The 19,573-nt window shown below is 66.4% G+C and carries 19 protein-coding genes and 1 pseudogene; 2 read left to right on the top strand and 18 right to left on the bottom strand.

Translation table 11 applies throughout. The annotated features are described in order from the left end of the window. Positions 1–309: 309 nt before the first annotated feature. Both ABZZ22_RS24490 and ABZZ22_RS24485 read right to left on the bottom strand, forming a co-directional pair. Entirely contained in the window at positions 310–684 is a 375-nt protein-coding gene (locus tag ABZZ22_RS24490) for a DoxX family protein (protein WP_354937271.1), read from the bottom strand. Positions 685–943: 259 nt separating this feature from the next. Further along, complete coding sequence (locus ABZZ22_RS24485) at positions 944–1,837, bottom strand: SDR family NAD(P)-dependent oxidoreductase (protein WP_354937268.1); 894 nt, start codon at positions 1,835–1,837, stop codon at positions 944–946. A gap of 96 nt (positions 1,838–1,933) precedes the next feature. Here ABZZ22_RS24485 and ABZZ22_RS24480 point away from each other — a divergent pair, with 96 nt between their 5' ends. Continuing rightward, positions 1,934–2,599 (top strand): TetR family transcriptional regulator, encoded by a 666-nt coding sequence (locus ABZZ22_RS24480; RefSeq protein WP_354937265.1) that lies wholly within the window; start codon positions 1,934–1,936, stop codon positions 2,597–2,599. Between the two features lie 472 nt (positions 2,600–3,071). Here the strand turns inward: ABZZ22_RS24480 and ABZZ22_RS24475 are convergent, their stop codons facing one another. After that, positions 3,072–4,112, bottom strand: coding sequence for a helix-turn-helix transcriptional regulator (locus tag ABZZ22_RS24475; protein WP_354937262.1), 1,041 nt, complete (start codon positions 4,110–4,112; stop codon positions 3,072–3,074). A gap of 332 nt (positions 4,113–4,444) precedes the next feature. Here ABZZ22_RS24475 and ABZZ22_RS24470 point away from each other — a divergent pair, with 332 nt between their 5' ends. Further along, positions 4,445–4,915 carry a hypothetical protein gene (locus ABZZ22_RS24470; protein WP_354937259.1) on the top strand — a complete coding sequence of 157 codons (471 nt, stop codon included), beginning with the start codon at positions 4,445–4,447 and terminating at the stop codon, positions 4,913–4,915. 170 nt (positions 4,916–5,085) lie between these two features. Here ABZZ22_RS24470 and ABZZ22_RS24465 read toward each other — a convergent pair whose 3' ends face one another. From ABZZ22_RS24465 to ABZZ22_RS24395, 15 genes and pseudogenes are all read right to left on the bottom strand, one after another. Next, positions 5,086–6,870 (bottom strand): long-chain fatty acid--CoA ligase, encoded by a 1,785-nt coding sequence (locus tag ABZZ22_RS24465; protein WP_354937256.1) that lies wholly within the window; start codon positions 6,868–6,870, stop codon positions 5,086–5,088. A gap of 141 nt (positions 6,871–7,011) precedes the next feature. Beyond that, positions 7,012–8,853 (bottom strand): acyl-CoA dehydrogenase, encoded by a 1,842-nt coding sequence (locus ABZZ22_RS24460; RefSeq protein ID WP_354937253.1) that lies wholly within the window; start codon positions 8,851–8,853, stop codon positions 7,012–7,014. 34 nt (positions 8,854–8,887) lie between these two features. Then, positions 8,888–9,922: a phosphotransferase family protein gene (locus ABZZ22_RS24455; RefSeq protein ID WP_354937250.1), complete on the bottom strand. Its 1,035-nt coding sequence runs from the start codon at positions 9,920–9,922 to the stop codon at positions 8,888–8,890. After that, positions 9,922–10,374 (bottom strand): MaoC family dehydratase, encoded by a 453-nt coding sequence (locus tag ABZZ22_RS24450; RefSeq protein ID WP_354937247.1) that lies wholly within the window; start codon positions 10,372–10,374, stop codon positions 9,922–9,924. The genes ABZZ22_RS24455 and ABZZ22_RS24450 overlap by 1 nt, the downstream gene beginning before the upstream one ends. Further along, positions 10,371–11,129 carry an SDR family oxidoreductase gene (locus tag ABZZ22_RS24445; protein WP_354937244.1) on the bottom strand — a complete coding sequence of 253 codons (759 nt, stop codon included), beginning with the start codon at positions 11,127–11,129 and terminating at the stop codon, positions 10,371–10,373. Before ABZZ22_RS24445 ends, ABZZ22_RS24450 begins: the two co-directional genes overlap by 4 nt. Beyond that, a complete protein-coding gene (locus ABZZ22_RS24440) occupies positions 11,126–11,785 on the bottom strand; it encodes an HAD family phosphatase (RefSeq protein WP_354937241.1) in 660 nt (219 codons plus the stop codon). The genes ABZZ22_RS24445 and ABZZ22_RS24440 overlap by 4 nt, the downstream gene beginning before the upstream one ends. A 4-nt stretch (positions 11,786–11,789) precedes the next feature. Next, positions 11,790–12,548: an SDR family oxidoreductase gene (locus tag ABZZ22_RS24435; RefSeq protein ID WP_354937238.1), complete on the bottom strand. Its 759-nt coding sequence runs from the start codon at positions 12,546–12,548 to the stop codon at positions 11,790–11,792. A gap of 11 nt (positions 12,549–12,559) precedes the next feature. Further along, positions 12,560–13,777, bottom strand: coding sequence for an acetyl-CoA C-acetyltransferase (locus tag ABZZ22_RS24430; RefSeq protein ID WP_354937235.1), 1,218 nt, complete (start codon positions 13,775–13,777; stop codon positions 12,560–12,562). Positions 13,778–13,865: 88 nt separating this feature from the next. Beyond that, positions 13,866–14,357: a thioesterase family protein gene (locus ABZZ22_RS24425; protein WP_354937232.1), complete on the bottom strand. Its 492-nt coding sequence runs from the start codon at positions 14,355–14,357 to the stop codon at positions 13,866–13,868. Positions 14,358–14,359: 2 nt separating this feature from the next. Continuing rightward, positions 14,360–15,820: an NAD-dependent succinate-semialdehyde dehydrogenase gene (locus ABZZ22_RS24420; protein ID WP_354937229.1), complete on the bottom strand. Its 1,461-nt coding sequence runs from the start codon at positions 15,818–15,820 to the stop codon at positions 14,360–14,362. Then, entirely contained in the window at positions 15,817–16,479 is a 663-nt protein-coding gene (locus ABZZ22_RS24415) for a zinc-binding dehydrogenase (protein ID WP_354937273.1), read from the bottom strand. The genes ABZZ22_RS24420 and ABZZ22_RS24415 overlap by 4 nt, the downstream gene beginning before the upstream one ends. Positions 16,480–16,590: 111 nt before the next feature. Next, positions 16,591–16,950: pseudogene (locus ABZZ22_RS24410) on the bottom strand (alcohol dehydrogenase catalytic domain-containing protein); the annotation flags it as partial. Positions 16,951–16,978: 28 nt separating this feature from the next. Further along, on the bottom strand, positions 16,979–17,989 hold the full coding sequence (locus tag ABZZ22_RS24405) for an NADP-dependent oxidoreductase (protein WP_354937226.1): 1,011 nt from the start codon (positions 17,987–17,989) through the stop codon (positions 16,979–16,981). After that, entirely contained in the window at positions 17,986–18,411 is a 426-nt protein-coding gene (locus tag ABZZ22_RS24400; protein ID WP_354937223.1) for a nuclear transport factor 2 family protein, read from the bottom strand. The genes ABZZ22_RS24405 and ABZZ22_RS24400 overlap by 4 nt, the downstream gene beginning before the upstream one ends. Positions 18,412–18,492: 81 nt before the next feature. Next, positions 18,493–19,404: an alpha/beta hydrolase gene (locus tag ABZZ22_RS24395; protein WP_354937220.1), complete on the bottom strand. Its 912-nt coding sequence runs from the start codon at positions 19,402–19,404 to the stop codon at positions 18,493–18,495. Positions 19,405–19,573: the final 169 nt, after the last annotated feature.

Here is a 19,573-nt window from a genome sequence, read left to right as displayed (position 1 = left end):
GACGTCTTTCCAGATGAGCTGCTTACCAAAGCTCTTGGTCAGCCCTTCGATCTTTACGTCTACACCCATCCGGGCCGGCTCCCTTCCTGTTCGCGAGGGTCTCCTTTAGGTACCCACTGCCCGACCAACGACCAAACATAACCAGAGTTACACTCCTCGGCGCGGCCCGGCGAGCCGTGACGTTAGGGCCCTCCCCTGAACTCACTCGGTCATTGAGCCGTCCCTTCGCCTCGGGCGCGCGACCGGATGGCCCACGCTCCTCCGACATCGGACCGGGATGGCATAGCTGGATTCGACAGGCAGACGCATTCAGAAGGAATGCGGGCCGAATCGTCCCCACGCCACGACTGCGGCCATCGCCAGCAGCACCAGATTGAGCACGATCATCGGGGTTTCCCTCTGGCGGGCATGGGTGATCGCGGCACCGACCATGAGCGCGATCAAGCCGGTCGCGGCCAGCGGCACCAGAATGGGAGCGATGTCCACGAGTGCGGGCAGGGTCAGACCGACCGCGGCCAGCACCTCCAAAGCCCCGAGCGCCTTGACGGCGACGGGATTGACGCCCACGACCCAGCCCATGCCGGCTGCAGCCAGCTTCTCCTTCGGCTGGAGCACCGTCCTCAGACCGGCGGCCAGAAATATCGCCGCGAGCACGCCCGCAAGGACCCACAAAAGCATGTTCATCAGGGATTCTCCATGATTGTTTGAGTTTTTAACTGCAAGGAATGTTTTGATCGCTTGAGCCCCGACAGTGAACCCCGACCGCAGAACCGGTCTCCCAGACGTCGACCCGTTCATCGACGTCGCAGAGGCCGAGCAGGCACGACTCGACGCGGCGATCGTGCTCGGGCGGGCTGAGCGTGGGAACTGTCCGGCACAAAGGACGCCGTCGCCAAGACAACGGTCATCGCGGACGGCGGCTTCCGCATTTACGGGACAGCGCTTAGACCGGGAACGTCACGCCGGTGAGGTCCTCGGAGACCGTCCACAGGCGTTGCTGGACGGTCCGGTCGTGGGACTGCGCGCTGGACTTGACGACCTTCGGGTGTCCTCGGGTCTGGCCCATGCCGTCGGGGCCGTAGTACTGGCTGCCGCGGACTGCGGGGTCGGTCGCCGCGCGTAGGGTCGGCAGGGCGCCCATCTCCGGCTTCTGGCTCATCAAGGGCCCGATCACGGGTGCGATCACCCGGATCACGGCGGGGAGGTTGCGCATGAGGTCGGTATCAGCCAGACCCGGGTGTGCGGCCACCGCGATCGTGGTGTTGAGCGAGCCGAGGCGGCGTTGCAGTTCGTAGGTGAACATCAGGTTCGCCAGCTTGGACTGCCCGTATGCCGCGACGCGGCCGTAGGACTCCTCCGACTGCAGGTCGTCGAAGCGGATGGCGGCCCGCATGTTGTGGGCGAGGCTGCTGACCGTCACCACCCGCGAGCCCTGCACGGGTAGCAGCAGGTCCAGCACCAGCCCGGTGAACGCGAAGTGCCCGAGGTGATTGGTGCCGAGCTGCAGTTCGAACCCGTCGCGGGTGGTCTGCTTCGGCGTGTACATCACACCGGCGTTGTTGATCAGCAGGTCGATCCCCGTGTGCGTGCCGTGCAGGTCGGCCGCCGCGGTGCGGACCGACTCCAGTGACGTCAGGTCCAGCTCCTGCACGGTGACGTCGCCGGATATGCGGGCGGCCGCCTTCTTGCCCTTCTCGACGTCCCGCACGGCCAGCACCACCGTCGCCCCGCGTTCCGCCAGAGCACGGGCGGTCTCAAAGCCCAGGCCGGTGTTGGCGCCGGTCACGACCGCCACCCGCCCCTTCTGCTCGGGGATGTCACGCTCGGTCCATTTCATGTCAATCTCCTTATAAACCGTTGGTCTCTTACGGCCTCGACAGTAAGAGACTGACGGTCTGGTGTCAAGAGACCGCTGGTATGTAAACTGGGGTGCATGACCTTCCAGCGAGCACGCAGCGAGGAGCAGCGAGAGATCCGGCGCCAGACGATCCTGGACACGGCCACGGCGATGCTCGAGGAGATGCCGGTGGCCGACCTGAGCCTCAATGAGCTGAGCCGTCGGGTCGGGCTGGCCAAGTCGAACGTGCTGCGGTATTTCGAGTCCCGTGAGGCGGTGCTGTTCGAACTGCTCGTGCACGCCATGGACAGATGGCTGGCGCAGGTGCCGGACGAACTGGCCAAGGGTGTCGACCCACACCTGTCGGCGCGTGAACGCGGCGACCAGGTGGCCGCGGTACTCAGCGCGTCCCTCGCACGCCAGAGGGTGCTGCTCGATATCTTGAACGTCCAGGCCAATGTGCTGGAGCACAACGTGTCCGTCGACGTCGTGCTGCGGCACAAGAGGTCCGCCCTCGCCGCCATCGCGACCACGGCCGACCTCATCCGCCAGTACGTTCCCGAAGTCGGCGACGGCGCCCGGACGGTGGCCATGATGACGCTGATCCTGGCCGGCACCCTGTCGCCCTACTACCGACCCTCCGCCAGCGTGCTCGCCGCCTACGAAGCCGACCCCACCGTGACGGAGCTCCGCCTGGACGTTCGCGCCACCCTGGAAAACACCGTCGCCACGTTGATCGCGGGCACGGTGGCGCGGGCCTGACGTTGTCGCCAAGGTGCGCCAGGACGAACTGCTCGCGCCCCAGAAGGGCGCGATGCGAGCAACCCGGCGACACGATGCAGCAGATGCGCCACTCATGGGACGCCGGTGCCGCCGTCATCGACGCCCCCAGCCGCCCCAATCCGCCACTACCGGCGAAGGTCCGACGCCATAGAGCCCCGAAGATCACAGGTATACGGCTGGCTCCTGGACAACAAGCCGTACGAGCTATGGGCCCAAGGGACCAAGGCGAAGCCTCGAAAGCTATGCCGCTGGGGCGACGACCGATTCATCATCTACGGCAGCGGGGCCAGCGCCGAGAAGATCCCGACTCTCTTGGAGTTCCTCGGGTTCAGTACGGCCACACCCGAAGCGCTGCGTGCATTGGCACACGAGTAGCAGGTCCCCCGCCCACGTTCGACACCATGATGCAGTGTCTACAGCTAGAGACGCACGCCACCGTTGCTCGGCGCGATCACGACGCTTCCATCACCTGCGGCGCAGCATGTGCGCTGTGATCGATCGTCGATCGGATCGACGCATCCGCATCACCGGCGTAGTGCTGACGATACTCACCAGCGGAAATACCGTAGACACGACGGAACTCTCGGCCAAGATGGCTGGCGTCGTAGTAGTTCCACCGGTGGGCGATCGCGGCGATGGTCAGGTTGGTGTTGAGCAGATCCTGCCGCACGGCGGCTACCCGTTGTGCGCGGACCACCGACTTCATCGTGTCCCCGGTGAGCTCAAAGGCCCGGTGGACAGTACGCGTCGAGACCCGGTGCTCGGCCGCCAGGTCCTCCAGACGGATAGGGCCGTCGTTGAGTCGCTCGGCGATCGATCGGTCCAGCTGAGCCCGCAGTGCCGGAAGGGCGGACTGGTCATTCACGCCAGTCCCCTCCGACTGCACGATGCCCGCGAGCAGTGTGATCAGTGCCGTCCGTACTGCCTCCCTCTCGATGGCAGTCATCTCAGGAAGCCCCGTCCACACCTGACCCAAGAAGGTATGGAACATATTGACCAGGGGACGGTCGGGGCCCAGCGAGAGTGCACTAGGGATCGCGAGGGCACCTCCCGCCGCCCGCAGAGCGCTGCAAGGGACCACCAGGGTGCGCTTTCGCAGGCTATGGCGCACACTGAAGCTGGCCCGACGCAACCCATCACCGTTCACGATGAGAAGTGCTCCCGGCCCCAACAGCGCGTCGGTTTCGTTGAACGAAAGGCGTTCCTCACCGGCGTACCCCGCCATCACCACGACGACGTCGCGGTCGAACTCTCCCTTCATAACACTTCGTGACACGTATCCGTCGAAGGACGGACAGTCCCAGTCTGTCAACAACAGGTCCGCCAGGTCGGCCGACTGCACCTTGCCGGCCCCGCAGTCGTCACGAGAGAGCCGGATCCTCGCAGGGCCCAGTCGTTCGCGCATGGTCTGTGTCCAGAGCTCTTCGCGCTCCTCCAACAGCCCACGCCGACCCGCGGCCCGGTCGATGGGATACAACGCCGTGATGGCCATAGCCACACTCCCTGCTTCTCTATCGCCACTGTGCGGCATGGCGAGACCGCGCGCAAGTGCTGCCACCGAGAAGGGCATGTCCCGCGTCAGGCGGTCTGGAAACCAGCCAGTTTCACTAATTGAACCCGACGTCAACTTCAATGTCAATGTCTTCGCCGTCTCGGCTGGCATTCGACGGACACCCGAGCAACCGCTCTGCTCATCGAACCCCAGATGCGCGCGCTGACCTAGACTGTGGCATCAGCCCGGCCGAGCAGCGCGCCTCACTCCCGGCCGATTTCGAAACAGGTCGCCTGCGCACGCACCAGCTGGCCCAGGCGCACCTGATCAAGGTGGACGAGATCACCGGGAGCAGTGGACCCTGCTCGACGGCTCGGACGCGATCGTGTTCGGCTCGCCAACCTACATGGGCACGGCCTCCGGCGCCTTCCACGCCTTCGCCGAGGCGACCTCCCCGCGCTTTCCCACCCCAGGCATGGAAGGACAAGCTGGCCGCCGGATTCACCAACTCCGGTTCCAAGAGCGGCGACAAACTACACACGCTGCAGTTCTTCCAGATCCTGGCCGCACAACTCGGCATGCACTGGGTCAACCTCGGCTTGCTGCCCGGCTGGAACAGCTCCGCCGCCTCCGATCACGACCTGAACCGGCTGGGCGTCAGCCTGGGCGCGGCCGCGCAGACCGACATCGACGAGGGGCCGGAGCATGTCCACAAGTCCGACGTGGCGACGGCCGAGCACCTGGGCCAGCGGGTCGCCGAAACCGCGAAGATCCTCTTGGCCGACCGCGCCCAGGTTGCTTGACCGTTTCTGCGTGCTCCTGGTGCGGCGGGCCTAGAGACCCTCGGCCGCATCCGCGGCCTTCAGAAGACGATCTCGCGTACACACGTTCAGCCGCGTCAAGCCCACAGCCCAGCGCCGCGGGTCAGTCCGGACGCCGGGCTCGTCGTGTCCGGGCACAGGTCGAGGGTGGGCTACTTGGCGTAGAGATCGTCGATCTCCGCTGCGTACTTCGTGACGACGCTTCTGCGCTTGACCTTCATCGTGGGCGTGAGTTCCTCGCTCCCGGGCAGCCACTCCTTGGCGACGACACTGAACTTCTTGATCTGCTCCACGCGTGACAGCTGACTGTTGGCACGCTCCACACCGGCCGCGACCTCGGCGATCGTGACCGGGTCATCCACCGACCTCCCGCCGGCGCCGTCAGGATCGAGCGTGATCAGCGCGACGTTGTAGGGCCGGCCGTCACCGATGCACACCGCCTGGCCGATGAAGGGGCTAGCGGACTTCAAGCAGCTCTCGATGCTGGCGGGCGACATGTTCTTGCCGGCCGCGTTGATGATGATCTCCTTCTTCCGGTCGATGAGGCGCACGTAGCCGTCCTCGCCGATCGCCCCGATGTCACCTGTGTGCAGCCACCCGTCGGCGTCGAGCGCTTCGGAGGTTTGTTCGGGCTTGTTGCGGTACCCCTTCATGACGGTCGCGCCCCGCGCGAGCAGCTCGCCGTCGTCAGCGACCTTGACCTCGACTCCCGGGATCGGCAGTCCGACCGTGCCCACGCGGATGCGGTCCGGCGGGTTGACGGTCATGAGGCAGGACGTCTCGCTCATGGCCCAGATCTCGCCGATAGGAATCCCCGCGGCCGCGAAGAACTCGAACACGTCGGGAGGGGTGGGTGCCGATCCGGTGAGGAACCAAGCAGCCTCGTCCAACCCGAGCTCGCGGCGGATTCTCGATCCGAGGATCGTTGATGCGACCTTTGCCTGCAGCTGGAGCGCCGGAGGCACAGGCTTGTCTGCCTGCACGACGCGGGCATTCTTGATCCCGATGTCCATCGCCCAGCGCATCAGCTTGCCGCCTACGCCGGGCCGTGATTCAAGGTCTGCCTCGAGCCCGGCCTTCGCCTTCTCCCAGATGCGGGGCACCGCCAGAAAGACTGTCGGACGAACCTGTTTCACGACCTCCATCAATGTGCGCGGATCCGCGCACGACGTGACCGTGAATCCCCAGACCGCCAGTGGTGAGTAGTGCCCGCTCCAACGATCGCCGATGTGCGCAGCAGGCAGGAACGAGACAGTTCGCCCACCAGGCGTGACGGGCAACGCCTTCTGGACACCCCGGATCTCGGCCATCATGTTGCCGTGTGACAGCTGCACACCCTTGGGGGGACCCGTCGTACCGGACGTGTAGATCAACGTGAGGATGTCGTCGGGGCTGACAGCCGACCACGTCGCCTCGAAGTCGAACTGCGGATCCCCGAGCTTCTCCATCTGCTCGAGGCTGAGCGTGCCCTCCAGCTCGCCGTCGACCACAACGAGGTGGTCGATCGGCGTACCACCATCGCGCACAGCCGTGAGTCGCTCGACGAAGTCGCTCTCGGTGATGACGATCTTGTTGCCGGCGTCCACGAAGACGTACTCGATCTGACCCAGCGCCGACGTGTTGTAGACCGAGAATGCCTGAGCACCCAGGTGCGCAACGGCGAGGTCCACCACATGGAACTCGGGACGGTTTGTGAGCATGATGGCCACGGCATCCCCGCGTTCGACACCAAGCGCCGCCAGACCAGCCGAGACCCGGCGCACCCGCTCGGCGAGAGCGCCATAGGTCAAAGTGACCTGGCCGTCGGACGTACGCAGCGCAACCTGCTCGGGCCGGGCGGCCGCGGTGATCTGGAAAGCCTCACATACGGTCCGCGCTCGCAGCGCTCGTTCGAACGCCCCTCCATCGGCAGTATTAGCATTGATAGTTGCACGCATGTCGTGCCTAACCTCTCGTTGTCGTCGAGGTAGAGAACACGTTCTCTACGGTTACTTGGACCCGCTCCGGGAGCGTCTCCACGGCCTTCGGATCGCCCGTTCTGGGCCCCTCCCCTGCGTACGCTTCGTGGTCGACTCGCATCACAAGCTGTCGGGGTTCACATCACGACACAGCGCTTCTCTTCGCGCCACTACGTCGAGCCAGGCGCCGATGCGGGGCAGTTCGTAAGCGAAGAAGTACTTCATTGCTGCGATACGTCCGGGCGCCTCCCTGTGATCGCTGTGCGTCGCAGCCACAGCGAGGTCGAGGTGGATCCAGGCAGCCACGACGTGCCCGAAGCCTTGGAGGTACGGAGTCGCATTGGCGAGAGCCTCTGACGGGTCGCCGGTTGCCCACGCCTGCTCGGTCGCATCCAACAGCGCGTCCCAGGCACCGGCAAGCGCGCCCGCTTCTGCGCGCAGGCCGACCTGCTCCGCTGCATCGATCGTCTCCCTGACCTCGCCCCCCAGCGCGTCGAGATGTGCACCCGAATCCGTACGCACCTTGCGACCCAGCAGGTCGAGCCCCTGGATGCCGTGGGTGCCTTCGTGGATCATGTTCAGTCGCTGGTCGCGCCAGTACATCTCCACCGGCCAGTCTCGCGTGTACCCGGCACCACCGAGCACTTGGATTGCGAGGCTGTTCGCCTCCAGACACCATTCGCTCGGCCAGCTCTTCACGATCGGGGTCAGGATCTCGAGCAGCCCGGAGGCTCGCGCTGCCTCGGCGGGCGATCCGGTCGACTGGTCGTCGAGTAGCCGGGCTGCGTAGAGGGCCAAGGCAGTGCCACCCTCGGCGTACGCCTTCTGCGCGAGCAGCATGCGCTTGACGTCGGCGTGCTCGATGATCGGGACCTGTGGTTGCGATGAGTCCTTGCCGGTCGCTGCGCGGGGTCGGCCCTGGCGGCGGTCCTTGGCGTATTCGAGGGCCGTCGCGTAGCCCGCCATACCGAGCGAGGATGCGGCTAGTCCGATCTCGATGCGCGCGGCGTTCATCATGTAGAACATCTGGCGCAGGCCATCGCCGGGTCGGCCCACGAGATAGCCGATCGCACCCTTGCTCCCGCGAGGGACGTGCGTGCCATCGCCGAAGGTGAGTGCGGCGTTGGGAGTGCCTCGATGGCCGACCTTGTGGTTGAGGCTGACCAGCGTGACGTCGTTGCGTTCGAGCAGGCGAGACTCCTCGTCCACCAATACCTTGGGAACGATGAAGAGCGAGATGCCCTTGGTGCTGGGATCGACCGTTCCGTCTTCACGGGGGATCTTCGCCAGCACCAGATGGATGATGTTCTCGGTCAGGTCGTGCTCGCTCGCTGAGATCCACATCTTGTTGCCGGTGATCCGGTAGCGCGGGCCGAGAGGATCGGACTCATGGCCCGTGCCGTCCGGCACGGCACTCGTTGTGATGTCGGCGAGGGAGGAACCCGCCTGCGACTCGGAGAGGCACATCGTGCCTGTCCAGCGGAACTCCAGCTCTGGCACGGCGAACACTCGCTTCTGTGTCTCGGTGCCGTGCTCCAACAGCAACGAGGCGTTGGCGTCGGTCAGCATCGCAGGTGCGAGGTTGTGGCCTGACGCGCCGAATATGACCCTCGACGCCAGATCGAGCGTGCGCGGCAGTTGCATGCCGCCGAACTCGACGTCGTGACTGGCCGCAAGGATGCCCAGGTCCCGGTAGGCCTCGAACGCCAGGTGGGTCTCTTTCGGGGTCACCACCCCTCCGTCTGCCATGTATGGCTCCTGCTCGTCGCTGATGCGGTACGCAGGCTCGAACCGGTTCGCGGCGACCTCGGAGGCGGCTTGGAGAAGTTCATCGAAAGTCTCACGACCGTGCTCCTCGAACCTCGGCCGGCTGGTGAGCTCGTCTACCTTCAGCCAGTCGTGCAGCATGAAGTCCAGGGCCGGCAGCAACTTGCGCTGGAGGACCGTCTTGCCCGTGATCATGGCTTGCCTCCGTTAGCGTCGTACAGGAGTGCCATCAGTCGTTCTCCTTCAGCGCGTTGAGACCGGCGTCCAGCAGCGGATGGATCGTTTCGCCGATCCGGTCGAAGCCGTCACCGACGGTCTGGCCGTGGATATGGCGGTAGTGGATGCCCTCGAGGATCGCGGCGAGCTTGAAGGCCGCGAGGCCGAGGTAGAAGCCGAAGCCGGAGAGGTCACGCTCGCTGCCGCGCGAGTACCGCTCGATGACCGCACGCTCGTCGAGGAAGCCCGGTGCGGTCGAAACGTTCCTCGCAGAGTCGTTGCCGTCACCCGTCTCCGCGTCGAGACGGAAGTAGACGAGCATCAACGCCAGGTCCGTCAGCGGGTCGCCGAGGGTTGCCATCTCCCAGTCGAGAACGGCCGTCACCTGATCGGCGTCGTCGACTAGGACGTTGTCGAGCCGGTAGTCGCCGTGCACGACGCCGGCAGCGGACTCGGCCGGCACTGATTCCGCGAGCCGCCGGTGGAGCTCGTCAGCAGCGGGAAGGTCTCGGGTGTACGACGCGTCGAGCTGCTTCTTCCAGCGCGCGACCTGGCGAGCCAGGAACCCCTCAGGGCGGCCGAAGTCATCGAGACCGACCGACGCCGGCTCGACCGCGTGCAGCGCGGCGAGAGTGTCGACGAGGCGTTCGGAGATCTTGCGGGTTCGCTGGGGGCCGAGCAGCTCGAGCTCGGGCGCGTAGCGGTACGGCGTACCGGCGCACCGCTCCATGACGTAGAAGTCTGCGCCCAGCACCGCGGGATCGGTGCACATCGCGAAGGTCCTCGGCACAGGCACCCCGGTGTCCTGGAGCGCCGACATGACCCGGTACTCGCGGGCCATGTCGTGAGCAGTCGCGAGCACGTGGCCCAGCGGCGGCCGTCGGACGACCCACTCCTGCGTGCCGTCGGTGACGACGTACGTCAGGTTGGATCTGCCGCCAGCGATCAGGGTCGCCTGGAGCTGATCGCCGGCGCTCGGAAGCTCGGCGGCGAACCACGCGCCGAGGACGTCGAGGTCGAGCCCTGGAGGCGCTTCGGGTGTCGTCATCATGGCATCACCGCCGCGAGCATGTCGACGACGCAGGCAGGCTTGTCACTGCCCTCGCAATCGATGGTAGTCCGGGTCGCGACCTGGTAGCCGAGCGCGATCGGGTTGACGCCGGTCAGTTCGATCCCAGCCCGCACCCGCGAGCCCACGGGCACCGGCGAGGGGAACCGGAGCCTGTCGGCCCCGTAGTTGACGATCATCGTGACTCCCTCGACCTTGTAGATCTGCCACGTGAGGATCGGCAGCAAGCTCAGCGTGAGGAAGCCGTGCGCGACGGTCGATCCGAACGGCCCCTCGGCCGCCTTCGGCGGGTCGACGTGGATCCACTGGCTATCGCCTGTCGCCGCCGCGAAGGCGTCGATCTGGTCCTGGTCGATCGTGTGCCACTCGGAGTGACCGAGGTGCGTGCCGACAGCCTTCTCGAGGTCGGCGACGCCGTCGAAGACTCTCATGCCTTCGGGCCCCCGGCGACGTAGAGCACCTGACCCGAAACGAAGCCCGCGCCTTCGCTGGCGAAGAACGACACCGCGTGCGCGATATCGGCGGGCAGGCCGCCGCGCCCGACGGGGATTTCCTTGACCACGAATGCCTTGAAGTCGTCGAAGGGCACGCCCATCCGCTCGGCGGTGGCCATGGTCATCTCGGTCTCGATGAACCCCGGCGCGATGGCGTTCGCGGTCACGCCGTACTTGCCCAGCTCGATGGCCAGTGTCTTGGTGAAACCCTGGATCCCGGCCTTGGCTGCGGAGTAGTTGGCCTGGCCGCGGTTGCCGAGCGCGGAGGTGCTGGACAGGTTCACGACACGACCCCAGCTCGCCTTGGTCATGTAGCCCTGCACGGCGCGGGTCATGAGGAAGGCACCACGCAGGTGGACGTTGATCACCGAATCCCAGTCGGTCGCGGTCATCTTGAACAGCAGGTTGTCGCGGATGATGCCCGCGTTGTTGACCAGGACGGTCGGCTCACCCAGCTCGGCGGCGACCCGCAGGACTGCGGCCTGGACCGCATCCTCGTCGGCGACGTCGACGCCGACCGCGATCGCCCGACCGCCAGCGGCTTCGATCTCCGCCACGACGGCCTTACAGGCGGCCTCGTCGAGATCGAGGACGGCGACGGCGAGACCGTCGGCGGCGAGGCGCTGCGCGACTCCGGCGCCGATGCCGCGGGCGGATCCGGTCACGATGGCAGTCCGTGTCGTGTTGATCATGCGGTGACTCCTTGAGAATGGGATTTGAGTTCAGGGACCAGCTCAGCCAGAGCGGACCGGGTCGACGGATGGTCGACGTGAAGCAGGGCCCGCAGGCCTGACGCCCGAGCGCCCAGGAGGTTGGGATCGGCGTCGTCGATGAAGAGCACCCGGTCGGCGGGTACGCCAAGCCGGTCCAGGGCCAGCTCGTAGATGGCAGCGTCAGGCTTGCGCAGCCCCACCTCACCGGAGATCACGACCGGGTCGAGCAGTGTGTCGATCCGCGCGCGAGGGTAGGTGTTCCCCCAGCTGTTGGAGAGCAGGCCGACCCTGGTGCCCGTCGCGCGCAGCTCCTCGACCAGCGCGAACATCGTGGCGTCGGGCTTCATACCCGCGAAGAGCCGGCCGAGGATCCCCTCCGGGACGACTGCGCGACCGTCGACCGTCCGCAGCTCGGCCGCAAACAGGGCCTCGAACTCCGGGATGGCGAGCTCCCCCTTCTCCAGCCGGTGGACCGGCGTACCGTCCTCGGCGTCGCGGGACAGCCACGCACGCAACGTACGCGAGAAGGACTCGGGCTCGATCGCGTCCGCGGCCAGCCAGGCCGCGATCGAGTCCTTCACCGGACCGGTGAGCACACCGCCGTAGTCGAAGAGGACCGCATCGATTTCCCGCACCTGCTCACTCCTCCGCGGCTTGGAGGCTGAGGCCGCCATCGACGACGACGGTCTGCCCGGTGAGCCATGCGGCATCGTCGGAGAGCAGGTGAGCCACGATGCTCCCGATGTCCTCCGGCACACCGAGCCGCTTGAGCGGGTACGCCGCGGTGATCTCGTCCTCGCGGCCCTCGTACAGCTTGGTGGCGAACCGCGTCTTCACCACTCCCGGCGCGACGCCGTTGACCCGGACGTCCGGGCCGAGTTCGACCGCCATCAGCTCGGTGAGCGAGTTCAGCATCGCCTTGCTGGCGCCATAGAACCCGATGCCCGGCGCCGTGCGGATGCTGGAGAGCGAGGAGACGTTGACGATCGCGCCGCCGTGCTCCTTCATCCACGCCCGATGGACCTGCTGGACCCACGAGACCGCGGCGATGCAGTTGACCTCGACGATCTTGCGAGCGGCCGCCAGGTCGAGGTCGACGATCGGGCCGTACACCGGGTTGATCCCCGTGTTGTTGACCAGGAAATCGATACTGCCGAAGGTCTCGATCGCCTGCCGGACCACGTCGGCCTGGTGGTCCGGATCGTCGGCTCGGCCCGCGACGGCGAGCGCCACTTCCGGCCCGCCGAGCTGGACGACGGCCTCGTCCAGAGCCTCCTTCTTGCGCGCGGTGATCACCACGCGAGCACCGTCGGCAACCAGCCGCTCGGCGATGGCGAGCCCGATTCCCCGGCTCGCCCCGGTGACGACTGCCGTCTTGCCCTCGAAACGCTTGCTCATCTACTTTCCTTTCAGCTCAGTCGCTCGATGACCATGGCCATGCCCATGCCGCCGCCGACGCACATGGACTCAACGCCGTACTGCTTGTCGTGCCACTGCAGCGAGTTGATGAGCGTGGTGGCGATGCGGGCGCCGGTCATGCCGAACGGGTGGCCGACTGCGATCGCGCCCCCGTTGACGTTGAGCTTGTCGAGCGGGATGCCCAGCTGCTGCGCAGATCCGAGCGACTGGACGGCGAACGCCTCGTTGATCTCGAACAGGTCGATGTCGGACAGCCCCATCCCAGCACTTCGCAGCGCGGCCGGGATCGCCTCGACCGGACCGAGGCCCATGACCTCCGGGGAGAGACCGGTGACTCCCGTAGAGACGATCCGCGCCAGCGGCGTGAGCCCCAGCTCCTTGGCCTTCGTGTCGCTCATGACGACCAGCGCGGCGGCACCGTCGTTGAGCGGGCACGCATTCCCCGCCGTCACCGTGCCGTCGGGCCGGAAGACCGGCTTGAGCTGGCTGATGCCCTCGATCGTCGTGCCCGGACGCGGGCCGTCGTCTGCTGAGATGACGGTCCCGTCCGGCAAGGTGACCGGCGTGATCTCGCGCGCCCAGAAGCCCTCCTCGATCCGCTGGACGGCGAGGTTCTGGCTACGCACCGCGAACTCGTCCTGCTCGTGGCGTGACATGCCGAGCACCTGTGCCACGTTCTCCGCCGTCTGGCCCATCGCGATGTACAGGTCAGGCAGCTCGCCCGCGGTCCGCGGGTCGACCCACGTCTCCGCATCTCCGCTCGCCCGCTTGTCGGCCACCGCCTGTGCGTCGGCGAAATCAGGGTTCTGCCCCACGGGGTCGTCCGCCCAGCCGTTGGAATACCGGCTGACAGTCTCGACGCCGGCCGAGATGTAGGCGTGGCCCTCACCCGCCTTGATCGCGTGGAAGGCCATTCGCGTGGTCTGCAGGCTGCTCGAGCAGTACCGGTTGACGGTGACGCCGGGCAGGTGGTCCATCCCACTGAGCACCGCGACGGCACGGCCGAGGTTGTTGCCCGACTCCCCCGCCGGCTGACCCACGCCGAGGACGAGGTCGACCACGTCGGCCGGGTCGAGCTCAGGCACCTTGGCCAGAGCTGCCTGGACCATCTGGACGGCGAGGTCGTCAGGACGCATGTCCTTCAGAGACCCCTTGCCGGCCCGGCCGATCGGCGAGCGGGCGGTGGAAACGATTACGGCTTCAGGCATTGGTGCGGCCTTTCCTACGATGGCTAGTGCTTGCTTGTTTTTGACGGCGAAGACATGGAGCAGGTGTCACCGGGCGTCAGTGCTTCGGTCAGCGTCCGGCCGTCGCCAGCAGCGCCCAAACGTCCGAGGGGATCGAGACGGGCGTGCCCTTGACCCGATCGACGTACACGTGGACCCAGTGGCCGACGGCCGCAACCGTGGGCCGTCGTACCTCGTCGTCGTCCTCTGGACTGTCGATGAGGCCGAGCTGGTACGTCACGCTGGAGCGGCCCAGCCGCGTCACGGCGAGGCCCACGGTGAGGGGCGACGGGAACCGGACCTCGGAGAGGAACCTGCAGCCCGATTCCGCGACCACTGCCGTCGTGCCGGTGGCCATCGGATCGAGATCGAGCTCGGTCGATATCCACCCGTTGATGGCCGTGTCGAACAGCTGGTAGTAGACCGCGTTGTTGAGGTGACCGAACATGTCGTTGTCGGCCCAACGGGTCGTGACCGGCCACAGGACCGGGAAGTCGAGCGGTGACGCCAACGCGGAAGCCAACGCACGGTCGGAGAGCGGGTTCAGGGTGTCAGCAGGCATGGTCAGATTGCTCCAGCGAGACCCACGTAACGCGTCTCCAGGTATTCCTCGATGCCCTCGAGGCCGCCTTCGCGCCCGAGTCCCGATTGCTTGACTCCGCCGAAGGGGGCTGCCGGGTTGGACACCACACCCGTGTTGATCCCCAACATCCCGACCTCGATGGCTTCGGTGAGCCTGAGGACGCGCTCGAGGTCGCGGGTATAGGCGTAGCCAGCCAGGCCGTACTCCGTGTCATTGGCCAGGGCGATCGCCTCCTCCTCCGTGGCGAAGGTGACGATGGGTGCCACCGGCCCGAAGATCTCCTCCCGCAAGATGTCTGCGTCCGGCGGAATGCCGTCGACCACGGTGGGTGGATAGAAGTAGCCGGGCTGATCGATCGACTTACCACCGGTCCGGAGCGTGGCACCACGGTTGACTGCATCCTGAACCAACGCGTCAACCTTGCCGCGGCTCTTCTCGTCGATGAGCGGGCCAATCGCCGACTCCGGATCCAGACCGGATCCGACCGTGAGCCGTCCCATCGCCTCCGCGAGCCTGCCGCTGAAGTCAGCCGCGATCGACTCGTGGACGATGAACCGGTTCGCTGCGGTGCACGCCTCGCCCATGTTGCGGAGCTTGGCGAGCATCGCCCCCTCGACCGCGTTCTCGAGGACCGCGTCCTCGAAAACCAGAAACGGAGCGTTCCCGCCGAGTTCCATCGAGCACCGCAGAACCGAGTTGGCGCCCAGTCGCAGCAGGCTCCGCCCGACCTCGGTCGATCCGGTGAAGGAGAGCTTCCGGAGGCGCCCGTCAGCGAGCAGCCGCTCCGTCAACCGGGCTGAACCAGCGGTCGGGACGACGTTGAGCACGCCTGGTGGAAGTCCTGCGTCGTGCAACACCTGAGTCAGCAGGAGCGAGGTGAGCGGGGTGAGACTCGGCGGCTTCAGGACCATCGTGCATCCAGCCGCGATCGCCGGTCCGACCTTGCGCGTCACCATCGCCAGCGGAAAATTCCACGGAGTGATGAGCAGGCATGGACCGACCGGGCGCTTGTGGACCAGCAAGCGAGTCTTACCGTCCGGGGCCGTGGAGTAGCGCCCGGAGATCCTCACGGCCTCCTCGGAGAACCAGCGCAGGAACTCAGCGCCATAGGTGACCTCTGTGCGGGCCTCTGCGATGGGCTTGCCCATCTCCAGGGTCATCAGCGTCGCGAAGTCCTCGGCCCTGGCGGTCACGGAGTCAAAGGCTCGGCGCAATATATCTCCGCGGACTCGGGGCGGGGTTGCCGCCCATGAGGCCTGCGCGCGCGCAGCGGCCTCGAGGGCCGCGACGCCGTCTTCAGGGCTGGCGTCTGCAACGGTGGTCAGGATCTCACCGGTCGAGGGGTCTTCCACGTCGAAGGAGCCGCGGCCCTGAGACTCGGTCCAGACGCCATCGATGTAGAGCCTGGTCTCGAGCGAGCGGATGAGTTGGTGCTGCGTCATTCGGGCTCACCTTCGTCGAACTTGATGATCTGGCGTACTGCATGGCCGTCGGCGAGCATGTCCATCCCGGCGTTGATGTCCTCGAGGTTGATCGAGGAGGAGATCAACGCCTCGATGGGAAGGACTCCCCTGCGCCACATGTCCACGAAGACGGGGATGTCGCGCGACGGAAGCGCGGAGCCCAGGTAGCTGCCGATGAGGGTGCGTCCCTCCGCCACCAGGTGAAGAGGGGAGATGCTCAGCCGCGCATCAGGAGCCGGTAGTCCGACGGTGACGGTCCGCCCACCGGGAGCGGTCAGAGCAAGGGCGCTCTCGAGGGCAGCGACGTGGCCCACCGCCTCGATCACCACTCGAGCCTTGAGGCCCCGGCTAACCGCTTCCTCGGGATGCAGCGCTTCGTGGGCGCCCAGCTCGAGAGCGCGTTCACGCTTCTCGCTGAGGGTATCGACGGCGTAGACGGTCACGTCCTCATGCGCGAGAGCGGTGATGAGCGCCGCCATGCCGACGCCACCCAGGCCCACCACAGCAACGCTGTCGCCGGCCTCGAGATCACCCTGGTTGATCACCGCACCACCACCGGTGAGCACGGCGCATCCCAGCACCGCTGCGACGTCCGGCGGGACATCGTCATCGACAGGCACCACCGATGCGCGACTCACCACCGCGTGGCTGGCGAAGCCGGACACGCCCAGGTGATGGTGGACGGGCACACCATCGCGATGAAGCCGTACGGCGCCACTGAGAAGGGCGCCTGCACCGTTCGCGACGCTGCCCGGCTCGCAAGGTGCCAGGCCACCGGTAGCGCATCCGCGACACGAGCCACAACGCGGTAGGAACGTCATCACCACGCGTTGTCCGATGGTCAGGTCGGTCACCCCTGCACCCAGCGAGGCCACTATCCCGGCGGCTTCGTGGCCCAGCAGCATGGGCGTCGGGCGAGGCCGGTTGCCGTCAACCACTGAAAGGTCTGAGTGGCACAGTCCGGCCGCCTCGATCCGGACGAGCAGCTCGCCATCGCGAGGATCGTCGAGCTCGAGGGAACTCACTTGGATGGGGCGTGAGTCCGCAAACGGACGCGACGCCCCCCGACTTTCGAGAACAGCACCTCGAATCTTCAAACCAGCACCCATTCCTGTGTCATTCGCTGCGCGGCTCGCATCACGACGGATCGGCCACATGGATCATGCGCTTGCCGACGTTCGTCCCGTTCAGGACGCCGATCAAACCTTCAGGCGCCTTCTCCAGGCCCTCGAGGATGTCTTCGGCGACGGTCAGCGAGCCCTGCTCGATCCAGCCCTGCAGCGCCTGCAGCGCCTCGTCGAACCGGTCGGAGTAGTCGGTGTAGAGGAAGCCGCGCATCGTGATGCTCTTGCCGATGAGGACCCCAGGCACGCCCCGTGCACCGCGCGACGGCGTGGTCGTGTCGTACTGCGAGACCACGCCGCAGCAAACGACGCGCCCCCGGTAGGCCATCCTGCCGAGGGCCGTGTCGAGCGTCGTACCACCGACATTGTCGAAGAAAACATCGATGCCGTCGGGGCACGCCTCTTTCAGGGCCGTCCGGAAGTTCTCGTCGCGGTAGTTGACCGCTGCGTCGAACCCGAGCTTCGAGGTGAGCCACTCCTGCTTCTCGGCGCTCCCACAGATGCCGACGACACGGCAACCGCGCAGCTTGGCCATCTGGCCGACGAGGCTGCCCGTCGCCCCGGCAGCTCCAGAGACGACGACGGTTTCTCCGGACTTGACGTCTCCGACGTCGAACAGACCGAAGTACGCCGTGATGCCCGTGATGCCCAGCACGCTCAGGTAGCGCGACAGCGGCGCCTTGACCTCGATCCCAGTCAGCTCTTCCGCGTCGACGACGCCGTAGTCCTGCCAACCCAGGTGACCGGTGACGATGTCGCCGGGTGCGAAGTCGTCAGAACGGCTCTCGACCACTTGCCCGATACAGAACGCGGGCATCGTGTCGCCGATGTTGAGGGCACCGCGGTACGAGACGCCCTGGAACCACGCGCGCTGCGCCGCGTCGATCGAGATCCACAGCACCCGGCAGCCGACCTCCCCGTCGGACACCTCGGGCCGGTCCGCCGGCACCAGCTCGAAATGGGAGCTGTCGAGCTGCTCGTCCGGCATGGCGGCGACACGCCACCTGCGATCAGTCACGGTCATCGGAGCTCGACCCCGTCGATCGCGGGGAGGAAGCGTCGCAGACCGTCGTAATGCATGGTCTTGAGGGTGTCGAGGTACTCGTTGACCTCGATGATCTTGCCGTCAACGCCCCGCACGATGAGCACGTACTCGTTGTCGTAGCCCTCGCCGGTCGACTTCACGGTCGACCGCACCCGCATACGGGCGATGCTCCTGCCTCCGTCGGCGTCGAACTCCTCGTGGATCTCGGCGTGGGTGCCCGCCTTTTCATAGGCCGCCAGAGAGATCTTGTTGAACGCGATGACCGCATCCTTGCCTTGGTGGGTGCCGCCGATCCGGCCCAGCGTGGAAGGCAGCGTCCAGGCGATGTCGTCGGCATACAGCGCCTGCATCGCGTCGACATCTCCCAACGCTCGCGCCAGGTCTCCTGCAAGTGTGCTCATGTGAAGAGCTCTCCTTCGTAGATGTACATGAATGTCGCTGGCCTGTCCTCGGACCTAAGCGGCGGCCCCACCCGGACCACGTCAGGCCGACGGGGCCTCACCGGCGAGGTGCTCGAGGAAGAAGTCACGTGCCGCACCCGACGAGAGCTCGAAGCTTTCACCGGTGTACGCGTCGAAGTGACCGCCCGGGATCGTGACGAGGCTCTTGGGCTCCGACGCGGTCTCGTAAGCCTCCTTGGCCCACTTGGCGGGCGTCACGATGTTGTCCTCCTCGGCGACCACCATGAGCAGCGGCGTGGGAGCGACGAACTTGAGGAACTCGCCGGCCTCGTAGCCCAGCTCGGTCGAGCGCAGCGTGACCTCGTTGCGCCACGCGGTCCCCTCATAGGCCGAGAAGAACGCGTAGGCATCGGGCGTCGGCATGACGGCCGGCTGCGTCGGGTCCGCGGTGACCACGGGAATCATCGCAGGCGCTTCGCCCCGCGCCCGTGCGAGGCGATCGGCTGCCTGCCCGTCCCAGGCGGCCTGCCAGAACTCCTTGGGCACGCCTGTCTCGAAGGTTCGTCGTCCGGCGACAGCCGGCACCTGGCCGCACACGGCCTTGACACGCCGGTCGATCGCAGCGACCACGAACGCGTTGCCGCCCGCATAGCTGGAACCCCACACCCCGATCCGCGTGGCGTCGACGTCAGACCGGCCCTGCGCGTAGGTGATCGCATGCTGGACGTCATGGACCTGGTCCCACGGGTCGATCTCCTGTCGCGGCTTGCCCGGCGCCGTGTCCGAAGCGCCGAACCCACGGTGGTCGTAGACCACGCATGCAAATCCCGCGGCGCTGAAGGCGTCAGCGAAGGGCTCCAGACCCATTTCCTTTGTGCACGAGAATCCGTGGGTCAAGATGATGCAGGGCGCTTCGCCGGACACGCCTTCGGGCTTGTAGAACCAGCCACGCAGGGTCACGCCCTCAGCGTCGAACTCGATGTCTTCGCGCATTGGCTACTCATTTCGGTGATCGAGCTCAACGAGGCCTTCGCCGCCCAGGTCCTCGCCCACCACTCCTGACCTGACTCGGGCAGCGTGTGGTGGCGCACGCACGGGGAGTGAGCGGCCGAGGCGCTCAGTGCTTCAAGGTCGGCCGGTTCTCGTAGTAGGTGTACATCGC

It is taken from the genome of Nocardioides sp. NPDC006273 (assembly GCF_040613495.1).
GTDB lineage: Bacteria > Actinomycetota > Actinomycetes > Propionibacteriales > Nocardioidaceae > Nocardioides.
This window is presented reverse-complemented; position numbering and strand designations above follow the sequence as displayed.